The sequence below is a fragment of the Embleya sp. NPDC020630 genome (assembly GCF_044334985.1).
In the GTDB taxonomy this organism is placed as follows: Bacteria; Actinomycetota; Actinomycetes; order Streptomycetales; family Streptomycetaceae; genus Embleya.
The window spans coordinates 418996-433042 of sequence record NZ_JBIRUB010000006.1; the positions used below are offsets into that span (position 1 = coordinate 418996).

Here is a 14047-nt window from a genome sequence, read left to right on the forward strand (position 1 = left end):
TCCATCGGGTCGACCGGATCGACGGCATCGGCCGGATCCACCGGCTCGCGGCCCGGCCCGGCCGCCGAATCGGGACGTGTCGGACTCATGCCTCCATCGCTCCACGCGCCTTCCCGATCCATACGAACGCTCGTACGGGGAGGGATCCGCCCCGGTCGCCCGCCGACCGGGCGACCGGGGCGACCGGGGCGACCGCGCCCGGCCGGTCGGCCTCAGTGCTGCGTGAGCACGCACACCGTGTCGAGGCCGAGCACGTGGTTGAGCCGGCCGAACGCCAGCCAGGAGCCGATCGCCATGCTCAGCTCCACGATCTCGGCCTGGCTGTAGTGCGCGGACATCCGGGCCCAGAACTCGTCGTCCAGGTTGTGGTGGTCCTCCGCGTAGCGCTCGGCGTACTCCGCGGCCAGCCGGGTGCGGTCGTCGAAGACCTCGGTGGTGCGCCACTGCGCGACCGCCTCGTCGAAGCCGTCCTCGACCTTCTCCCCGTCCCGTTCGGTGCGCCAGTCCAGGCAGAACACACAGCCGTTGATCTGCGCGATCCGCAACCGCGCGGCCTCGAACTCACGCAGGCCGAGCGTGCTGTGGTCGTAGACCTTCATCGAGAAGGTCGAGGCGGCGATGCCGATCTCCGGCACCATCTCGCCCCAGACGTAGGCGATCGGGTCCTTGTCCTCGGGGATGTCGATCCTCATGCGTGTTTCCTTCCGAGTTTGCCCACGGCCGGCCGAAGGGGGATGTCGAGTGCGTCGTAGAGCCCGGGTTCGGCGTCCACGAGCCAGTCGATGGCGCCCACCAGGCGCCCGACGGCGGTGGCGTTGCCGCCGGCGGATCGGTTCTCGCCCTCGTCCGTGGCCTCCACCGTGACCTCGATCCGCGGCCGGCCCTCGATCACCACGCGGTGCGCCCCGGCCCCGTCGGGCGGCGTCGGCCAGTCGGGCGCGCACGACGGGTGGATCCGGGTGACGTGTTCGATCACGATGCGCGGTTCGCCCTCGACGATGCCCTGTACCTCGAACCGCACCGCGCCCTGTGTGCCCGCCGCGAACTCGCCCATCGTCGAGGTCCGCACCGTACTCTCCAGCGCCCGACGGTCCATCGTCTCGCGGATCTCGTCCAGTTCCACGCCCAGCGCCCGGGCCATCAGCCGGATCTGCCCGCCCCACACCATGGTCGGCATGTCCGGCCACAACATCGGCGCGCCGTAGTCCATGGGTTGGCCCATGCCGACCAGGTTGCGGACCGAGTCCTCCTGGTCGTAGGTGGAGTAGTCGAAGATCTCCTGGCAGCGGATCGCGTCGACCGTGGTGCCCAATCCGCTGATCAGCAGCGGCAGTACGTCGTTGCCCCACCCCGGGTCGACGCCGGAGACGAACAACGAACCACCGCCCGCCGCGATCGCCGCCAGCACCGGATCGCGCAGCTCCGCCGGGGCGTTGGTCGGGTCGTAGAGCGCGTACAGGGCGGGCGTGACCACCACCGCGCCGGCCTCGAGCGCCCGCACGATGTCGGCCAGCGCCTCGTCGGGGCGGATGTCACCCGACGCCGCGTACACCACGGCCCCCGGCCCGGCGGCCAGCACCGCGTCGATGTCGTCGGTCGCCGCGACCCCCAGCGCCCCGTCGAGTCCGGCGAGTTCGCCCGCGTCGCGGCCGACCTTGTCGGGGTTGTGCACGAGCACCGCCGCGAGGTCGAGCGCCGGGTGGGCCTCGACGGCTCGAATGGCCGCGCGACCGACGTTGCCGGTACCCCAGACAACCGTGGAAATCATGCGCTGGAGGGTAGCGACGGGTGCCGGTGGTTCCTAGGGCCATGCCCGGAAAACCTGACCGGTTGGGGCAGTTGCGCCACAACCGGGTCGATCGATGGGCGTGGCGCGGGCTCGGGGCGCCCGGGTGGCCACGCCGGCGTCGCCACATGCGGAACTTACGAGATGTAACGGTCCGTTCACGCGTAGTATGTACCGCGTGGTTGGTGAATGCGGGTCCGTGCCGTTGCGAATCGTGATCGTCGACGATCATCCGCTGTTCCGCGCCGGCCTGCGGGCGGCCCTGGAGAGCGCCGGTGACATCCTCGTGGTCGCCGAGGTGGAGACCGCCGCCGCGGTGATCCCGGCGGTCGCCGAACATCGGCCCGACCTGGTCGTGATGGACCTCAACCTGCCCGACGGTTCGGGCGTCGAGGCCACCCGCGCCCTGGTCGCCGACACGCCGGTGCCGGTCCTGGTGCTGACCATGTCCGACGACGACGGCAGCCTGCTCGCCGCGATACGCGCGGGCGCGGGCGGCTATCTGGTCAAGGGCGCCGCCCGGGACGAGGTACTGCACGCCGTGCGCACCGTCGCCGCCGGCGGCGCGGTCTTCGGCGCGCAGACCGTACCCCGGCTGACCGCGCTGCTCGCGGGCACCGCCGGACGCGGCGGCGAGCGGGTCTTCCCCGAGCTGACCGACCGCGAGTGCGAGGTGCTCGACCTGCTCGCCCGCGGCCTGGACAACCGCCGCATCGCGCGCCGGCTCTTCCTCGCCGAGAAGACCGTACGCAACCACATCACCCACATCTTCGAAAAGCTGCATGTGAGCACCCGCGCCGAGGCGGTGGCCCGGGCCCGCGACGTCGGTCTGGGCGCCGACCACCCCACCGAACCCTGAATCGGCGCCCGCCCGGCCCGCTCCCCGCTCACCCGGCCCCCCTCGGTGTCCCGACCCGCCTCGGGACCGCCTCGGGACCGGTGCCTCCCGCGCCCGGGACCACGGGAGCCGCATGCTGGGAACGGCGAACGCAGATGGCACCCACGTGTCGGATCCGCCGGGGGCGGCCCGGCTCCACTCGTCCGCGACGTCCCCCGCCGACGTCCCGTGAGGAGGCCACATGCCCATCACCGCGCTGGAGCAACGGGCGGGACCCGCCCGGGTCTACGGAGCGGGCGCCGTCAGCCTGCTGAGCTGCCTGGTCGCCCTGGTTCTGCTGATCACCCACCTCGACGACCCGCGCCTGGCCCCCAACCCCGGCCTGACCGGTGTGTTCGTCCTGCTCGGCTGCGGCTTCGCGCTGTCCGGCCTGTTCGTGCTCGCCCGTCGCTCCGCACCCGGTCTGGGCCGCCTGCTGCTCTATACCGGGGTCGCGGTCACCGTCGGCTACGCGGTCCTGCTCTGCGCGGTGTTCGCCGACGCCGGCCCGGGCTGGTCCGCCTTCGCCATCGTGCTGTGGCTGATCTCCGACACCGTGTACCTGTTCACCATGTACGCGCTGCCTCTGTGGCTCCCCGACGGCCGGCTGCCACGCTCCCGCGTCGTGCGGGTCTGGGCCGCGCTGGTCGCGGTGTGGAGCGCGGTACACGCCTACCGCGACTACGCCGGCTTCGACTGGTACGGGCTGCCCGGCTTCCTGGACCAGGGCGTGTGGGCCGACGCGGAACGGTGGCTGAACGACTGGGTCACCCCGCACCAGGATCTGATCCCGCCCCTGGTCATCGCCGTGAGCCTGACCATCATGACGGTGCGCTGGGTGCGCTCCCCCGGCCCGCACCCGGTGCGCTTCCTACCGCTGTTGCCCTACGTGTTCTGGCTCGCCGTGGAATTCCTCGGCTACCACCTCGAACTCTCGGACTCGATCTACAACTTCCTGATCTACGGGGGCATCGTCGTGTGGCAGCTCTCCTTCGCGTACGCCTTCGCCCGAGACCGACGCCGACATCTGGACCGCTCCGTCTCCCGGGCGTTGGCCGCGTTCGCGCTGGCCGCGGTGCTCATGGGCGGATACCTGGCGATCGCCGTGCAACTGTCCGACCGCCTGCCCGGCGCCGACAGCTCCGGCGCCATCGTGGTGGCCGGCGGTGCGCTCGTCATCGGTGCGCTGCTGCGCCCGACCGTCGGCTGGGGCGCGCGCCTGGTCGATCGCTTCTACTACGGCGAACGCGCCAAGCCCTACCAGGTGGTCCGCGACCTGGCCGAACAGCTCAGTCGCGCGGTCGCTCCCGGCGCGGCCCCCGAGCTGTTGTGCCGCACCGTCGTACACACCCTCGGCCTGCCCGGCGCGAGCGTCGTCGTCGACACCCGGCGCGGGGAACGCGAACTCGCCCGGCTGGGCGCTCTCCCCGAGGACCGCACCGAATTCCCGCTCACCTACGAGGGGGCCCTCATCGGCCGGTTGTCCGTACCGCCACGCGTCGGCCAGACCACGCTCGACCGGCAGGACATGGACCTGCTGCGTTTCCTCGCCGACCAGGCCGCCCCCGCCGTCGCGTCGCTGCGCCTGTACGAGGAGTTGCAGGAAAGCCGCGAGCGCATCGTGCTCGCCCGGGAGGAGGCCCGCCGCCGACTACGCCACGACCTGCACGACGGCCTCGGCCCCGCGCTGTCCGGCACCCGCCTCCAGGTCGACACTGCCCGAGCCTGTGTACCCCCCGACACCCCCGCCGCCGGCACCCTCGTGATCGCCTCGCAGGGCATCGGCGAGGCGATCACCGAACTGCGTCGGATCACCGACGGACTCGCCCCCGCCGCGCTGCTGCGCCTGGGCCTGGCCGGCGCGCTCCGCGACGCCGCACACCGCCTGGACACCGGCCGCGACGGGCACCCCCGGATCGAGATCACCTTCGACCCCGACCCGCCGCCGGAACTGGCCCCCGCCGTCGAGGTCGCGGTCTACCGGATCTGCGGCGAGGCACTGAACAACGTGGTGCGGCACGCCCGCGCCCGGCACGCCGCGCTCGCGGTCCGGATCAGCGAGACCCGGGTCACCGTCGAGATCACCGACGACGGTGTGGGCCTGCCTCCCGACCCGGCCGGCCCCGATGCCGCGGGCGGCGGGGTGGGGTTGCGCTCAATGGCCGATCGAGCCGAGGAACTGGGCGGCACCTTCACCGCGACCCGGGACGCACAGGGCACCACCGTGCGTGCGGTGATCCCGCGACCCGGCCCACACACCCGGGACATGCCCCGGACCGGGCCGGGACCGTGATCACATGCGCCCGGGACGGCGCTGCGTGAGAGTGGAGGAGCGGTCGCAGAAAAGGAGCACCGCAACCCCACCCAACTACTACGGAGGACGACATGTCGCACCACCCCCACCCGAAGGGCGAACAGCCACCGGAGCCGAATGGGATCGACAAGCCTGCCTCGTGCACCCCGCCGAACCCGAAGTGCTTCGTGCTGCCCGACCCGAGCGAACCGGACAAGCCGGGTGGTGAACACCCGTCGAAGCCGGGGAAGCCGGGGAAGCCGGGGAAACCGGACAAGCCACACCGGCCGTCGGTACCGGGCAGTCCGCACACCTCCGACCCGGGCCACCGCTACCCGCCGTAGGCCCGCCACACCAGAGGAGCGCTCATCGTCGCGGATCCCGATCCACCCGGTCGGTGACATCGGGATCCGGACATGGGAAACAGTCGAACAGCGAGAAGATCGCCCCCATCGCGTCCGGCGATGGGGGCGAGATCATGTGGACATCCGGCGCACCGAACCGGCCGACGCCTCGAAGGCTCCTCGGCCGGCCGGGGCACCCCCTGTCGTCAGGACGCCGACCGTCGATCGAGCAGGGTCGTGTCGTGGCGGCCCGCGCGGAAGTCCGGGTCGTCGAGCACGTCGGCGAGCAGCCCGGCCGTGGTGTGCACGCCCGGTCCCTCCACTCGCAGTTCGCCCAGCGCCCGGCGCATCCGGGCCAGCGCCTGATCCCGGTCCTGCCCCCACGTGACCACCTTGGCCAGCAGCGAGTCGTACTCCGGCCGGGCCTGCGCCCCCGGGAACGCGTGCGTGTCGACCCGGACGAACGGCCCGCCCGGCGCCTGGAATCCGGTCAGCGTGCCGGGGCACGGCGCGAAGTCGCGCGCCGGGTCCTCGGCGTTGATCCGACACTCCACCGAGGCTCCGCGCCGCTCCACCCGATCCTGGTCGAAGCCCAGCGGTTCCCCGGCGGCGATGCGCAGTTGCTCGCGCACGATGTCGATCCCGGTGACCATCTCGGTCACCGGATGTTCCACCTGGATCCGCGAGTTCACCTCGATGAACGCCGCCTCCGCGCCACGCACCAGGAACTCGAAGGTGCCGGCGCCGCGATACCCCGCGGCCCGGCACCCGGCCACCGCGTAGCCGGCGAGTCGATCGGCCAGGCCGGCGGGCAACTCCGGGGCCGGCGACTCCTCGACCAGCTTTTGATGTCGGCGCTGCACCGAACAGTCGCGCTCGCCGAGATGCACCACGTTGCCGTGCCCGTCGGCCAGTACCTGGATCTCGATGTGCCGGGCGCCGTACAGGTATTGCTCCATGTATACGCGGTTGTCACCGAACGCCGCCTGGGCCGAGGCGCGCGTGGCCCGAAACGTGGGCAGCAGCGCGCCGGCGTCGCGCACCACCGCCATCCCGCGCCCGCCCCCGCCCGCGACCGCCTTGACGATCAGCGGGTAGCCGATCCGCCGCGCCACCTCGGCCGCCTCGTCGGCGGTGCCCACCGGCTCGCGCGAGCCCGGCACCACCGGCAGCCCGGCGTCGGCCATCATTTGCCGAGCGGTGGACTTGTCGCCGAGGCGGGCCATCACCTCGGCCGCCGGGCCGACGAAGACCAGCCCGTTCTCCGCGCAAATGGTGGCGAAGTCCGGGTCTTCGGACAGGAATCCGTATCCGGGATGCACGGCCTGCGCCCCGGTCAGCCGGGCCGCCTCGATCACCGCCGGAGCGTAGAGGTAGCTCCGGCGCGGATCGGCCGGGCCGATGTTGATCCGCCGGTCGGCGGCCCGCGCCGCGGCCGAGTCCGCGTCCACCCCCGAGTGCACCACCACGCTGGTGATGCCCATGTCCCGGCAGGTGCGCACCACACGCAGCGCGATCTCGCCGCGGTTGGCGATCAGTACGGTGTCGAACACGGTGGTTCACCCCTGCCCGTCGCAGTCGAGTTCGAAGAGCGGCTCGTCGTAGCCGACCCCCTCGCCGTTCTTGACCAGTACGGCGGTGACCCGACCGGCGCGGTCCGCCTCGATCGGGTTCATCAGCTTCATCGCCTCGATGATGGCCACCTGTTGGCCCGCCTCGACGAGGTCGCCCACCGCGACAAACGGTGGCGCCCCGGGTTCGGGCGCGGCGTAGAAGGTGCCGACCAGCGGGGCGCGGACGAGGTCTCCGTCGCTCTCCGCCGGCCGGCGCTCCGCCTCGACCGGCGCGGGTGTGGCCGCCTCGGGTGCGGGCGGCGGGGCGACCGCGGCCGACCAGGTCAGCTCGATGCTCTCCCCTCCGGACCGCACCACGACGTGCGTGGGCGGTCGCGGGGCATCGTGCAACACCCGGTCGAGCGCGGCGTGCAGGGCGGCCAGGGTGGCCGCCGGGCCCTGGTGATCGGCGCCGGTCATGCCGATTCCTCCTCGTCGGTGTCCTCGAAGCGCGCCCGGTCCGAACCGGTCGCGGTCGGCCCGGGCAGTCCGAAGCCGCGCAGTCGCCGCCGCCGTCGGCGCACCCGTTCGGCCGGTTCGAGCACGGCGAGTTCGTCCAGCGTGCCCAGCACCGCGTCCCGCAGGATCAGGCTCGCGGCGGCCGGATCGGCCTGCGCGCCGCCCTCGGGCTCCGGCACCACCCCATCCACCACGCCCAGTTCGAGCAGCGACCGGGCGTCGAGACCCAACGCACGGGCCGCCGCCGGGCTCTCCTCCCGGGTCTTCCACAAAATCGCCGCGCAGCCCTCGGGGCTGATCACCGAGTAGAGCGCGTTCGCGCCGATCAACACCCGATCGGCGACGCCGAGCGCCAGTGCCCCGCCGCTGCCGCCCTCCCCGGTGACCACCGCCACCACGGGCACCCGCAGCCCGGTGAATACCCGCAGACAGTCCGCGATCGCCCCGGCCTGGCCCTGCTGCTCCGCCTCGATCCCCGGATGCGCGCCGGGGGTGTCGATCAGCGTCACGAGCGGTACGCCGATCTTCTCGGCGAGCCGGGCCAGCCTGATCGCCTTGCGGTAGCCTGCGGGCGAGGCCATCGCGAAGTTGGCCCGCACGAGTTCGGCGGTGGTGTGCCCCTTCTGGTGGCCGAGCACCACCACGGGCCGGCCCTCGACCGTGCCGAGGCCGCCGACGATCGCCGGGCAGTCCGCGCCCGCCCGATCGCCGCGCAGTTCGACGAAGGTGTCCATCCAGTACGCGAGGTGGTCGCGGGTGGTCGGCCTCCGCAGGTCCCGGGCCGCCGCGACCACCTCCGGCGCGGACCGCACGGCGAGCCGCGCGGGATCGCGCACCACCGTCGCCGGTGCCGGACGCGGCAGTTCCGCGACCCGATCGTCCCGACCGGCGCGCGGCGGGCCGGTGCGGTCGGGGTGCCCGCACGCCGAGGCGAGCAGGACCGCGAGCGTACGGCGCAGTTCGCCGCGCGGGTGCACCGCGTCCACCAGGCCGTGCCGCAGCAGGAACTCCGCCGTCTGGAAGCCGTCCGGAAGCCGCTGCCCGATGGTCTGTTCGATCACGCGCGGACCGGCGAACCCCATCCGCGCCCCCGGTTCGCACACCACCACGTCGGCGAGGGTGGCGAATGAGGCGGCCACCCCGCCGTAGGTCGGATCGGCGATCACCGTGACGGTGAGGATGCCGGCCTCGTCGAGCGCCGCCATCGCCGCCGCGGTCTTGGCCATCTGCATCAGGGCCAGCGCGCCCTCCTGCATCCGCGCCCCGCCCGACGAGGTGACCAGGACCAGCGGCGCCCGCCGGGCCAGCGCGGCCTCGGCGGCCATCGCCACCGCCTCCCCGGCGGCGACGCCCAGGCTGCCGCCCATGAAGGCGAAGTCCATAGCGGCAACCACCACCGGATACCCGAACACCGTGCCGGCCGCGACCCGCACCGCGTCCGCGTGCCCCGTGGCCGCTCGGGCGGCGGACAACCGGTCCGGATACGGCTTCAGATCGGCGAACGACAGCGGATCGTGCACCGTCTCGGCGGCGGTCAACGGCCGGGCGCTGCCCGGGTCGAGCAGCGCGTCCAGCCGCCGCGCCGCACTCAGCGGCGCGTGCGCCCCACAACTCGGGCACACCCCGTCGGCCCGCTCGAACCGTTTGCGGTACACGAGCGCCCGACAGCGCGGACAGGCCAGCCAGTCGGTGACCGGCGCCCCGGCGGAGCCGGCGGGGGCGGAGGTTTTCGCGTTCATCGGGATCTCCCGGTGTTCGGATCTGGCGGACGGTCGGCTCGGCGGCCTCATCCCGGCCGCACGGGCGAGACCGCCGAGTGCACGGGCGCGGACCGCTGCCCGGTGACCCGGCCCCGGGTGCGCCCGCGCCGGCGGTGCTCGACGGGCGGCGCGCCGCGGGTCCAGGTACCGAGCGCCATCTCGGCGGTGATCCCGGGGCCGAATCCGGCCACGATGCCGCGCCCGCCGACACTCGGCTCACCCTCGGCGAACAGCCGGTCGAGCGCGTCGAACACCACCGCGCTGGCAATGTTCCCGTACTCGGTGAGCGTGGCCCGACTGTGCCGGAACGCGTGTTTGTCGACGCCGAGGAATCGGCTCAGGTCGTCCAGGATCCGCGGGCCGCCGGCGTGCACGACGTAGAAGTCCAACGCCGAGGCGTCCCACGTGTGTCGGCTCACCAGATCGGCGATCACCGGCGCCAGCGGCTCCATCGTGCCCGGCACCCGCTTGTCCAACCGGAAGTGGAAACCGGTCGCCTTGACGGCGTACGAGATCCAGTCCTGGGTGTGCGGGATGAGGTAGGAGGCGTTGCGCTCCAGGCGAACCCCCGTACCACCCGAACCGCGCACCACCGCCGCCGCCACCGCGTCGCCGAACAAACCGTCGGACAGCAGCGAGCCGATGTCGTCGTCGTCGGGCTGGTAGCACAGCGAGCAGAACTCGCAGGCCACGATCAGCACGTTGGCGTCGGGGTAGGCGGTGGAGAAGTCGTGCGCCCGATTGATCGCCGCGCCACCGGCCGCACACCCGAGCTGGGCGATCGGCAACTGGCGTGTGTCCGAGCGCATGCCCAGTGCCTCGACCAGCCAGGCGGTCATCGAGGGCATGGTGAAGCCGGTGCACGAGACGTAGATCAGCAGATCGATGTCCCGCACGCCCAACTCCGCGTTGGCCAGCGCCTGATAGACCACGGGCGGCACCCGGCGCTTGGCCTCCCGCTCGTAGACGAGGTTGCGCGCCTCGAAACCCGGGTGCCGCAGGGTCTGTTCGAGCGGCTGCACAAGGTGTCGCTTGCGGACGCCGGTGTTGCCGATCAGCCGCAGCGCCAGCGGCAGCCGCGGGTTGTCGGCATGCAGCCGGCGGGCGATGTCGATCGACTCGTCCAGCGTGACGGTGTTCTCGGGGACGGCCACGGCGGGCCGGCACAGAGTACTCACGGGGTGCCTCTCTCTACCGTTCGAAACTGCGGGGCGATGTGTCCACAACCTTCGGCGCACCCGGGTCCCGATCACCTGAGGCCGAAGTCCCGTCCCGAGTCCCGGAACACCTCGGGACCGAAGGAAGCGGTCACACCCCTTGGAGCACCCGCCGCGCCTCCCCGGGCGCACACGAAGAGGACCGCACGCGCGGGGCGTGCGGTCCTCTGTGGGTATCGGTGCGGTCGGCCCGCCTACCCGGCGGTTTCCAGTCGGCGCTGCGCCGGAACCCGGGCGGGCCCGTCGGCGGACGCTCCTTCCGGGTCGGGCCGGTGCGGTGCCTCGACGACACCGTCGGGCAGCAGCGCGCCGGTGTCCTCGAAGATCACCACCCCGTTGCACAGCAGGCTCCACCCCTGCTCGGGGTGGCTGGTGACGACGTGGGCCGCGAGGTGATCGGGGGCCGATGCGGTGGGACAGGTGGGAATGTGCCGGCACATGATCCTGGTCCTTCCGAGGGATGCTTCGGGTGCCGAGAGCGGGAGCGGGTCGTCGAGTTCCCGCGTGATCGTGTCGCCTTGGTAAGTCATGCACCTACCGTGCGCCCGGCGGTGTCCCGAACGAATGAGCCTGCGGCCCCCCGCCGGCCCGGCCGTGTCCCGCCCGGACCGGGGCCGCCCGCCGCGGGCCGGGCGGGCCGGCGTGGCGCGGGGGTCACTGCTCGCCCAGCACCATCCACGTGTCCGTCGAGGCCGGCCGCCGGAAACCCACCTTGGCGTACACGCCGTGGGCGTCGGCGGTGGCGAGCATGATCCGGCGCAGCCCGTCCGGCGCCAACTCGTCCCGGACGGCGATCGTGAGCGCCGTACCCAGGCCCTTGCCGCGCACCGTCGGATCGATGTAGACGTCGCAGAGCCAGCCGAAGGTGGCCCGGTCGGTGATCACCCGGGCGTAGCCGACCTGGGCGCCGGAAGCGACGTCGTACACCCCGAAGTTGAGCGAGCCGGCGATCGCCCGCTCCAGCTTCTCGCGCGGCCGGCCGAGCGCCCAGTAGGCGTCCTCGGACAACCATCGGTGGATTGTCGCCACGTCGAGCCGCGTCGGATCGGTGGACACCTCGTAGCCCTCGGGGAAGTGACTGTTCATCCCCGGATCCAACCAGCCCCGCCGCCGTCGGACCACCGGATATCCGGGCCCGGGGCGGCAGTTCGGCAACGCAGGGCACCGTGCCCGGAGTGCCGGTGTCCCGCGTGTCCCGGGTGTCCCGCCCGGCTTCCGCGCGGTTTCGGCGGCCGGCTCAACGCGCGGGAATCAGGGCGCGGGGATCAGGGCTTCCGCGTGGGCCCGCAGGGTGGGCGTGCCGTCGGATCCGGGCGCGACCAGGCGCAGCCGGAGCAGGTGGCCTCGGCCGGGGCCGGGGGTGTCGCTGCGCAGGGTGCCGGTGACGCAGTCGAAGGTCGCGGCGTCGGTGTGGTGCACGAAGAAGGCCGGGCCGGCGACGCCGGCCAGCAGCTCGATGGCGTCGGCGAGGAGGCGGGGGCTGCGGGGGCGGGCGTGCTCGACGTCGACGGCGAGGATGCCGCCCGGCAGGAGCGTGGTCCCGCGCAACCGCCAGGGCGAACCGGGCAGGTCACAGGCCACCCGCAGGCGCGGCACCAGGTCCGTCGCGGGATCCGGCTCGACCCAGTTCGGGCGGGTGGTCTGCTCGGCCAACTCGCGCACCGCGTCCCCGGGCGCCTCATTGCCCGGCACGCCGAAGAAATCGTCCATGAAAGTCACTGTATGTCGACATGTCGTAACCGGCTCGCCCGAAACCTCCCTCCGGGCCCCGATCGTGGCGTTCGGGATCCCCGGCTAGCCGGTGTCGCCGGACCGGGCCCCGATCCGGCCGCCGGCCTCCAGGGCCAGCAGGGCGGACTTCCGGGCCGGGCCGCCGGCGTAGCCGCCGAGGGCGCCGTCGGCCCGCAGCACCCGGTGGCAGGGCAGCACGATCGGCAGCGGGTTGGTCGCACACGCCGTACCCACCGCGCGGACCGCGCCGGGGTTGCCGACCAGGCGCGCCACCCGCGCGTAGCTCCAGGTGTCCCCGTACTCGATCTCGGCGAGCCGGCGCTGCACCAGCTGCCGGAAACCCCGGGACAGCGCGAGGTCGAGCGGCAGGTCGAAGCGTGTCCGGGTGCCGGCGAAGTACTCGTCGAGTTCGCGGGCCGCGCGGTCCAGGCGGGCCGGCGCGCGCAACACGCGCGGGCCGAGCCGGCCGGCCAGCGTGTCCAGGACCAGGTCGTGGTCCTCGCTCTCGAAGGCGACCCGGACCAGGCCGGTCCCGGTCGCGGCCAGCAGGAGTGATCCGACGGGGGTATCCACGCTGGTGTAGGCCACGTCCACGAGCCCGTCCCGACTCGCGGCGGCCACCAGCCGCTCGTGCAGCCGATCGAGGGTGTCCGGGCCCGAAACGGCGCGGGCGCGGAGGGCGGAGGCGTCCGGGTCGTCGGTGCGGGTGTCGATCACGGTGCTACTCCTTCGGGGTGGGTGCGGACAGCGCGGCGCGGAGCGCCCTGATCCCGTCGGACGCGGCGCGGCGGATCGCCGCCGGGGTGCCGCCGACGATCTCGGCGATGGCCGCGTAGGGCAGGCCCGCGAAGTGGTGGTAGGCCACCGCTCGGCGCTGCTTGGGCGGCAGTGCCTTGACCGCGTCCCACAACTCGTGGTCGACCGAGCCGGGCACGCCGATGGTCGACGGCCGGTCGGGCAGGTCGTCGGTGACCACCGCGTGCCGCCGCCGAGCGCGGGTGATGTCGATGGCCTTGCGGTGCGCGATGGTCACCAGCCAGGCCTGCACGTTGGCGTCCTCGGGCAGGTCGGGGTAGGCGCGCAGGGCAGCGAGGAAGGTCTCCGACCAGGCGTCCTCGGCGTCGTGCACGCCCACGATCGCCCGGCAGACCCGCAGGACGGTGTCCCCGTGTTCGTCGACGACCCGTTCGAAAGGTTGCTTCATCTCCCCGATCCCGTGCGGCGTCGCTCCCGTGCCCGGCGGGCGCTCAGAACAGCCGGGCCGCCTTCGACGCGTCGGACTCCTCCAGGTCCAGCAGCGTACGTTTGCGGGCGAGACCGCCCGCGAAGCCCGTGAGCTTGCCGTCGCTGCCGACCACCCGGTGACAGGCGACGATGATGGAGATCGGATTGTGCCCGACGGCCTGGCCGACCGACTGGGCCAGCGCCTTGTTGCCCAGCCGCTCGGCGAGCGCTCCGTAGGTCGTGGTCTCGCCGAACGGAATCTCCCGCAACATCGCCCACACCTGCTCCTGGAAAGGGTCGCCGTGGGTGGCCGTCGGCACGTCGAACAAGGTGCGCTCGCCGGCCAGATACTCGACCAGTTGGGCCGCGGTCCGGGCCAGGAGCGGGTCGTCGTGGTGCTCGACCCGGCGGCCCAGGCTCTCCTCGGGTGGCAGATACCAGTGCCCCGGAAAGTAGAGCCCGACGACGGCGTCGTCCGCGGCCACCACGGTCAGTGCGCCCAGGGAGGTGTCCACGAGCGCGTGGCGGGTGTCCATGATGCCGGTCTCCTCTGCGATGTACGGCTGCCGCGTGCGGCCCGCGGCCCTGTGTCGGCGTCTGCCGGTGCCGGTGTGTGTCGGCCCGTGTCGACTCGGTATCGGGTAGACGCGTGGACGCGGCCGAATGTGAGGTCCCGGGTCGATCTCGTCGAACTCGGCCCATCGAAGCGGGCATCAGCCGGGTGGAACTCGCTACCTGTCTGA

General features: G+C 72.9%; 14 protein-coding genes. 2 read left to right on the forward strand and 12 right to left on the reverse strand.

The annotated features are described in order from the left end of the window. Positions 1-212: 212 nt before the first annotated feature. Entirely contained in the window at positions 213-692 is a 480-nt protein-coding gene (locus ACH4XV_RS23260; RefSeq protein WP_395792718.1) for a carboxymuconolactone decarboxylase family protein, read from the reverse strand. Next, positions 689-1768 carry a dihydrodipicolinate reductase gene (locus tag ACH4XV_RS23265; protein ID WP_395792720.1) on the reverse strand — a complete coding sequence of 360 codons (1080 nt, stop codon included), beginning with the start codon at positions 1766-1768 and terminating at the stop codon, positions 689-691. The genes ACH4XV_RS23260 and ACH4XV_RS23265 overlap by 4 nt, the downstream gene beginning before the upstream one ends. A 223-nt stretch (positions 1769-1991) precedes the next feature. On the opposite strand from ACH4XV_RS23265, the gene ACH4XV_RS23270 reads away from it, so the two are divergent. Both ACH4XV_RS23270 and ACH4XV_RS23275 read left to right on the forward strand, forming a co-directional pair. Continuing rightward, positions 1992-2645 (forward strand): response regulator, encoded by a 654-nt coding sequence (locus ACH4XV_RS23270; RefSeq protein ID WP_395792950.1) that lies wholly within the window; start codon positions 1992-1994, stop codon positions 2643-2645. A gap of 220 nt (positions 2646-2865) precedes the next feature. Next, complete coding sequence (locus ACH4XV_RS23275; RefSeq protein ID WP_395792722.1) at positions 2866-4956, forward strand: GAF domain-containing sensor histidine kinase; 2091 nt, start codon at positions 2866-2868, stop codon at positions 4954-4956. A gap of 550 nt (positions 4957-5506) precedes the next feature. On the opposite strand, the gene ACH4XV_RS23280 is transcribed toward ACH4XV_RS23275, so the two are convergent. The 10 genes from ACH4XV_RS23280 to ACH4XV_RS23325 form a co-directional block, all read right to left on the reverse strand. Then, positions 5507-6853 (reverse strand): acetyl/propionyl/methylcrotonyl-CoA carboxylase subunit alpha, encoded by a 1347-nt coding sequence (locus ACH4XV_RS23280; protein ID WP_395792724.1) that lies wholly within the window; start codon positions 6851-6853, stop codon positions 5507-5509. A gap of 6 nt (positions 6854-6859) precedes the next feature. Further along, positions 6860-7333 carry an acetyl-CoA carboxylase biotin carboxyl carrier protein gene (gene accB, locus ACH4XV_RS23285; protein ID WP_395792726.1) on the reverse strand — a complete coding sequence of 158 codons (474 nt, stop codon included), beginning with the start codon at positions 7331-7333 and terminating at the stop codon, positions 6860-6862. Continuing rightward, positions 7330-9111: a carboxyl transferase domain-containing protein gene (locus ACH4XV_RS23290; protein ID WP_395792728.1), complete on the reverse strand. Its 1782-nt coding sequence runs from the start codon at positions 9109-9111 to the stop codon at positions 7330-7332. The genes accB and ACH4XV_RS23290 overlap by 4 nt, the downstream gene beginning before the upstream one ends. A gap of 47 nt (positions 9112-9158) precedes the next feature. Further along, the gene (locus tag ACH4XV_RS23295; protein WP_395792730.1) at positions 9159-10310 is read right to left on the reverse strand and encodes a type III polyketide synthase; all 1152 of its coding nucleotides are present in this window, start codon (positions 10308-10310) and stop codon (positions 9159-9161) included. A 233-nt stretch (positions 10311-10543) separates the two neighbouring features. Next, positions 10544-10789, reverse strand: coding sequence for a DUF5999 family protein (locus ACH4XV_RS23300; protein ID WP_395792952.1), 246 nt, complete (start codon positions 10787-10789; stop codon positions 10544-10546). 214 nt (positions 10790-11003) lie between these two features. Continuing rightward, positions 11004-11435 (reverse strand): GNAT family N-acetyltransferase, encoded by a 432-nt coding sequence (locus ACH4XV_RS23305; RefSeq protein WP_395792732.1) that lies wholly within the window; start codon positions 11433-11435, stop codon positions 11004-11006. A gap of 165 nt (positions 11436-11600) precedes the next feature. Next, positions 11601-12059 carry a hypothetical protein gene (locus tag ACH4XV_RS23310; RefSeq protein WP_395792734.1) on the reverse strand — a complete coding sequence of 153 codons (459 nt, stop codon included), beginning with the start codon at positions 12057-12059 and terminating at the stop codon, positions 11601-11603. A gap of 84 nt (positions 12060-12143) precedes the next feature. Continuing rightward, positions 12144-12797 (reverse strand): methylated-DNA--[protein]-cysteine S-methyltransferase, encoded by a 654-nt coding sequence (locus tag ACH4XV_RS23315; protein ID WP_395792736.1) that lies wholly within the window; start codon positions 12795-12797, stop codon positions 12144-12146. Positions 12798-12801: 4 nt separating this feature from the next. Next, positions 12802-13284 (reverse strand): RNA polymerase sigma factor, encoded by a 483-nt coding sequence (locus ACH4XV_RS23320; RefSeq protein ID WP_395792738.1) that lies wholly within the window; start codon positions 13282-13284, stop codon positions 12802-12804. A 43-nt stretch (positions 13285-13327) separates the two neighbouring features. Then, positions 13328-13840, reverse strand: a complete 513-nt coding sequence (locus ACH4XV_RS23325; protein WP_395792740.1) for a methylated-DNA--[protein]-cysteine S-methyltransferase — start codon at positions 13838-13840, stop codon at positions 13328-13330. Positions 13841-14047: the final 207 nt, after the last annotated feature.

What these genes read in the sequence shown, in the direction of transcription:
- ACH4XV_RS23300 (WP_395792952.1), bottom strand. Translation starts at nt 10,789, where the DNA reads ATGTGCCGGCACATTCCCACCTGTCCCACCGCATCGGCCCCCGATCAC.
- ACH4XV_RS23275 (WP_395792722.1), top strand. Translation starts at nt 2,866, where the DNA reads ATGCCCATCACCGCGCTGGAGCAACGGGCGGGACCCGCCCGGGTCTAC.
- ACH4XV_RS23325 (WP_395792740.1), bottom strand. Translation starts at nt 13,840, where the DNA reads ATGGACACCCGCCACGCGCTCGTGGACACCTCCCTGGGCGCACTGACC.
- ACH4XV_RS23305 (WP_395792732.1), bottom strand. Translation starts at nt 11,435, where the DNA reads ATGAACAGTCACTTCCCCGAGGGCTACGAGGTGTCCACCGATCCGACG.
- ACH4XV_RS23260 (WP_395792718.1), bottom strand. Translation starts at nt 692, where the DNA reads ATGAGGATCGACATCCCCGAGGACAAGGACCCGATCGCCTACGTCTGG.
- ACH4XV_RS23290 (WP_395792728.1), bottom strand. Translation starts at nt 9,111, where the DNA reads ATGAACGCGAAAACCTCCGCCCCCGCCGGCTCCGCCGGGGCGCCGGTC.
- ACH4XV_RS23310 (WP_395792734.1), bottom strand. Translation starts at nt 12,059, where the DNA reads ATGGACGATTTCTTCGGCGTGCCGGGCAATGAGGCGCCCGGGGACGCG.
- ACH4XV_RS23265 (WP_395792720.1), bottom strand. Translation starts at nt 1,768, where the DNA reads ATGATTTCCACGGTTGTCTGGGGTACCGGCAACGTCGGTCGCGCGGCC.
- accB (WP_395792726.1), bottom strand. Translation starts at nt 7,333, where the DNA reads ATGACCGGCGCCGATCACCAGGGCCCGGCGGCCACCCTGGCCGCCCTG.
- ACH4XV_RS23320 (WP_395792738.1), bottom strand. Translation starts at nt 13,284, where the DNA reads ATGAAGCAACCTTTCGAACGGGTCGTCGACGAACACGGGGACACCGTC.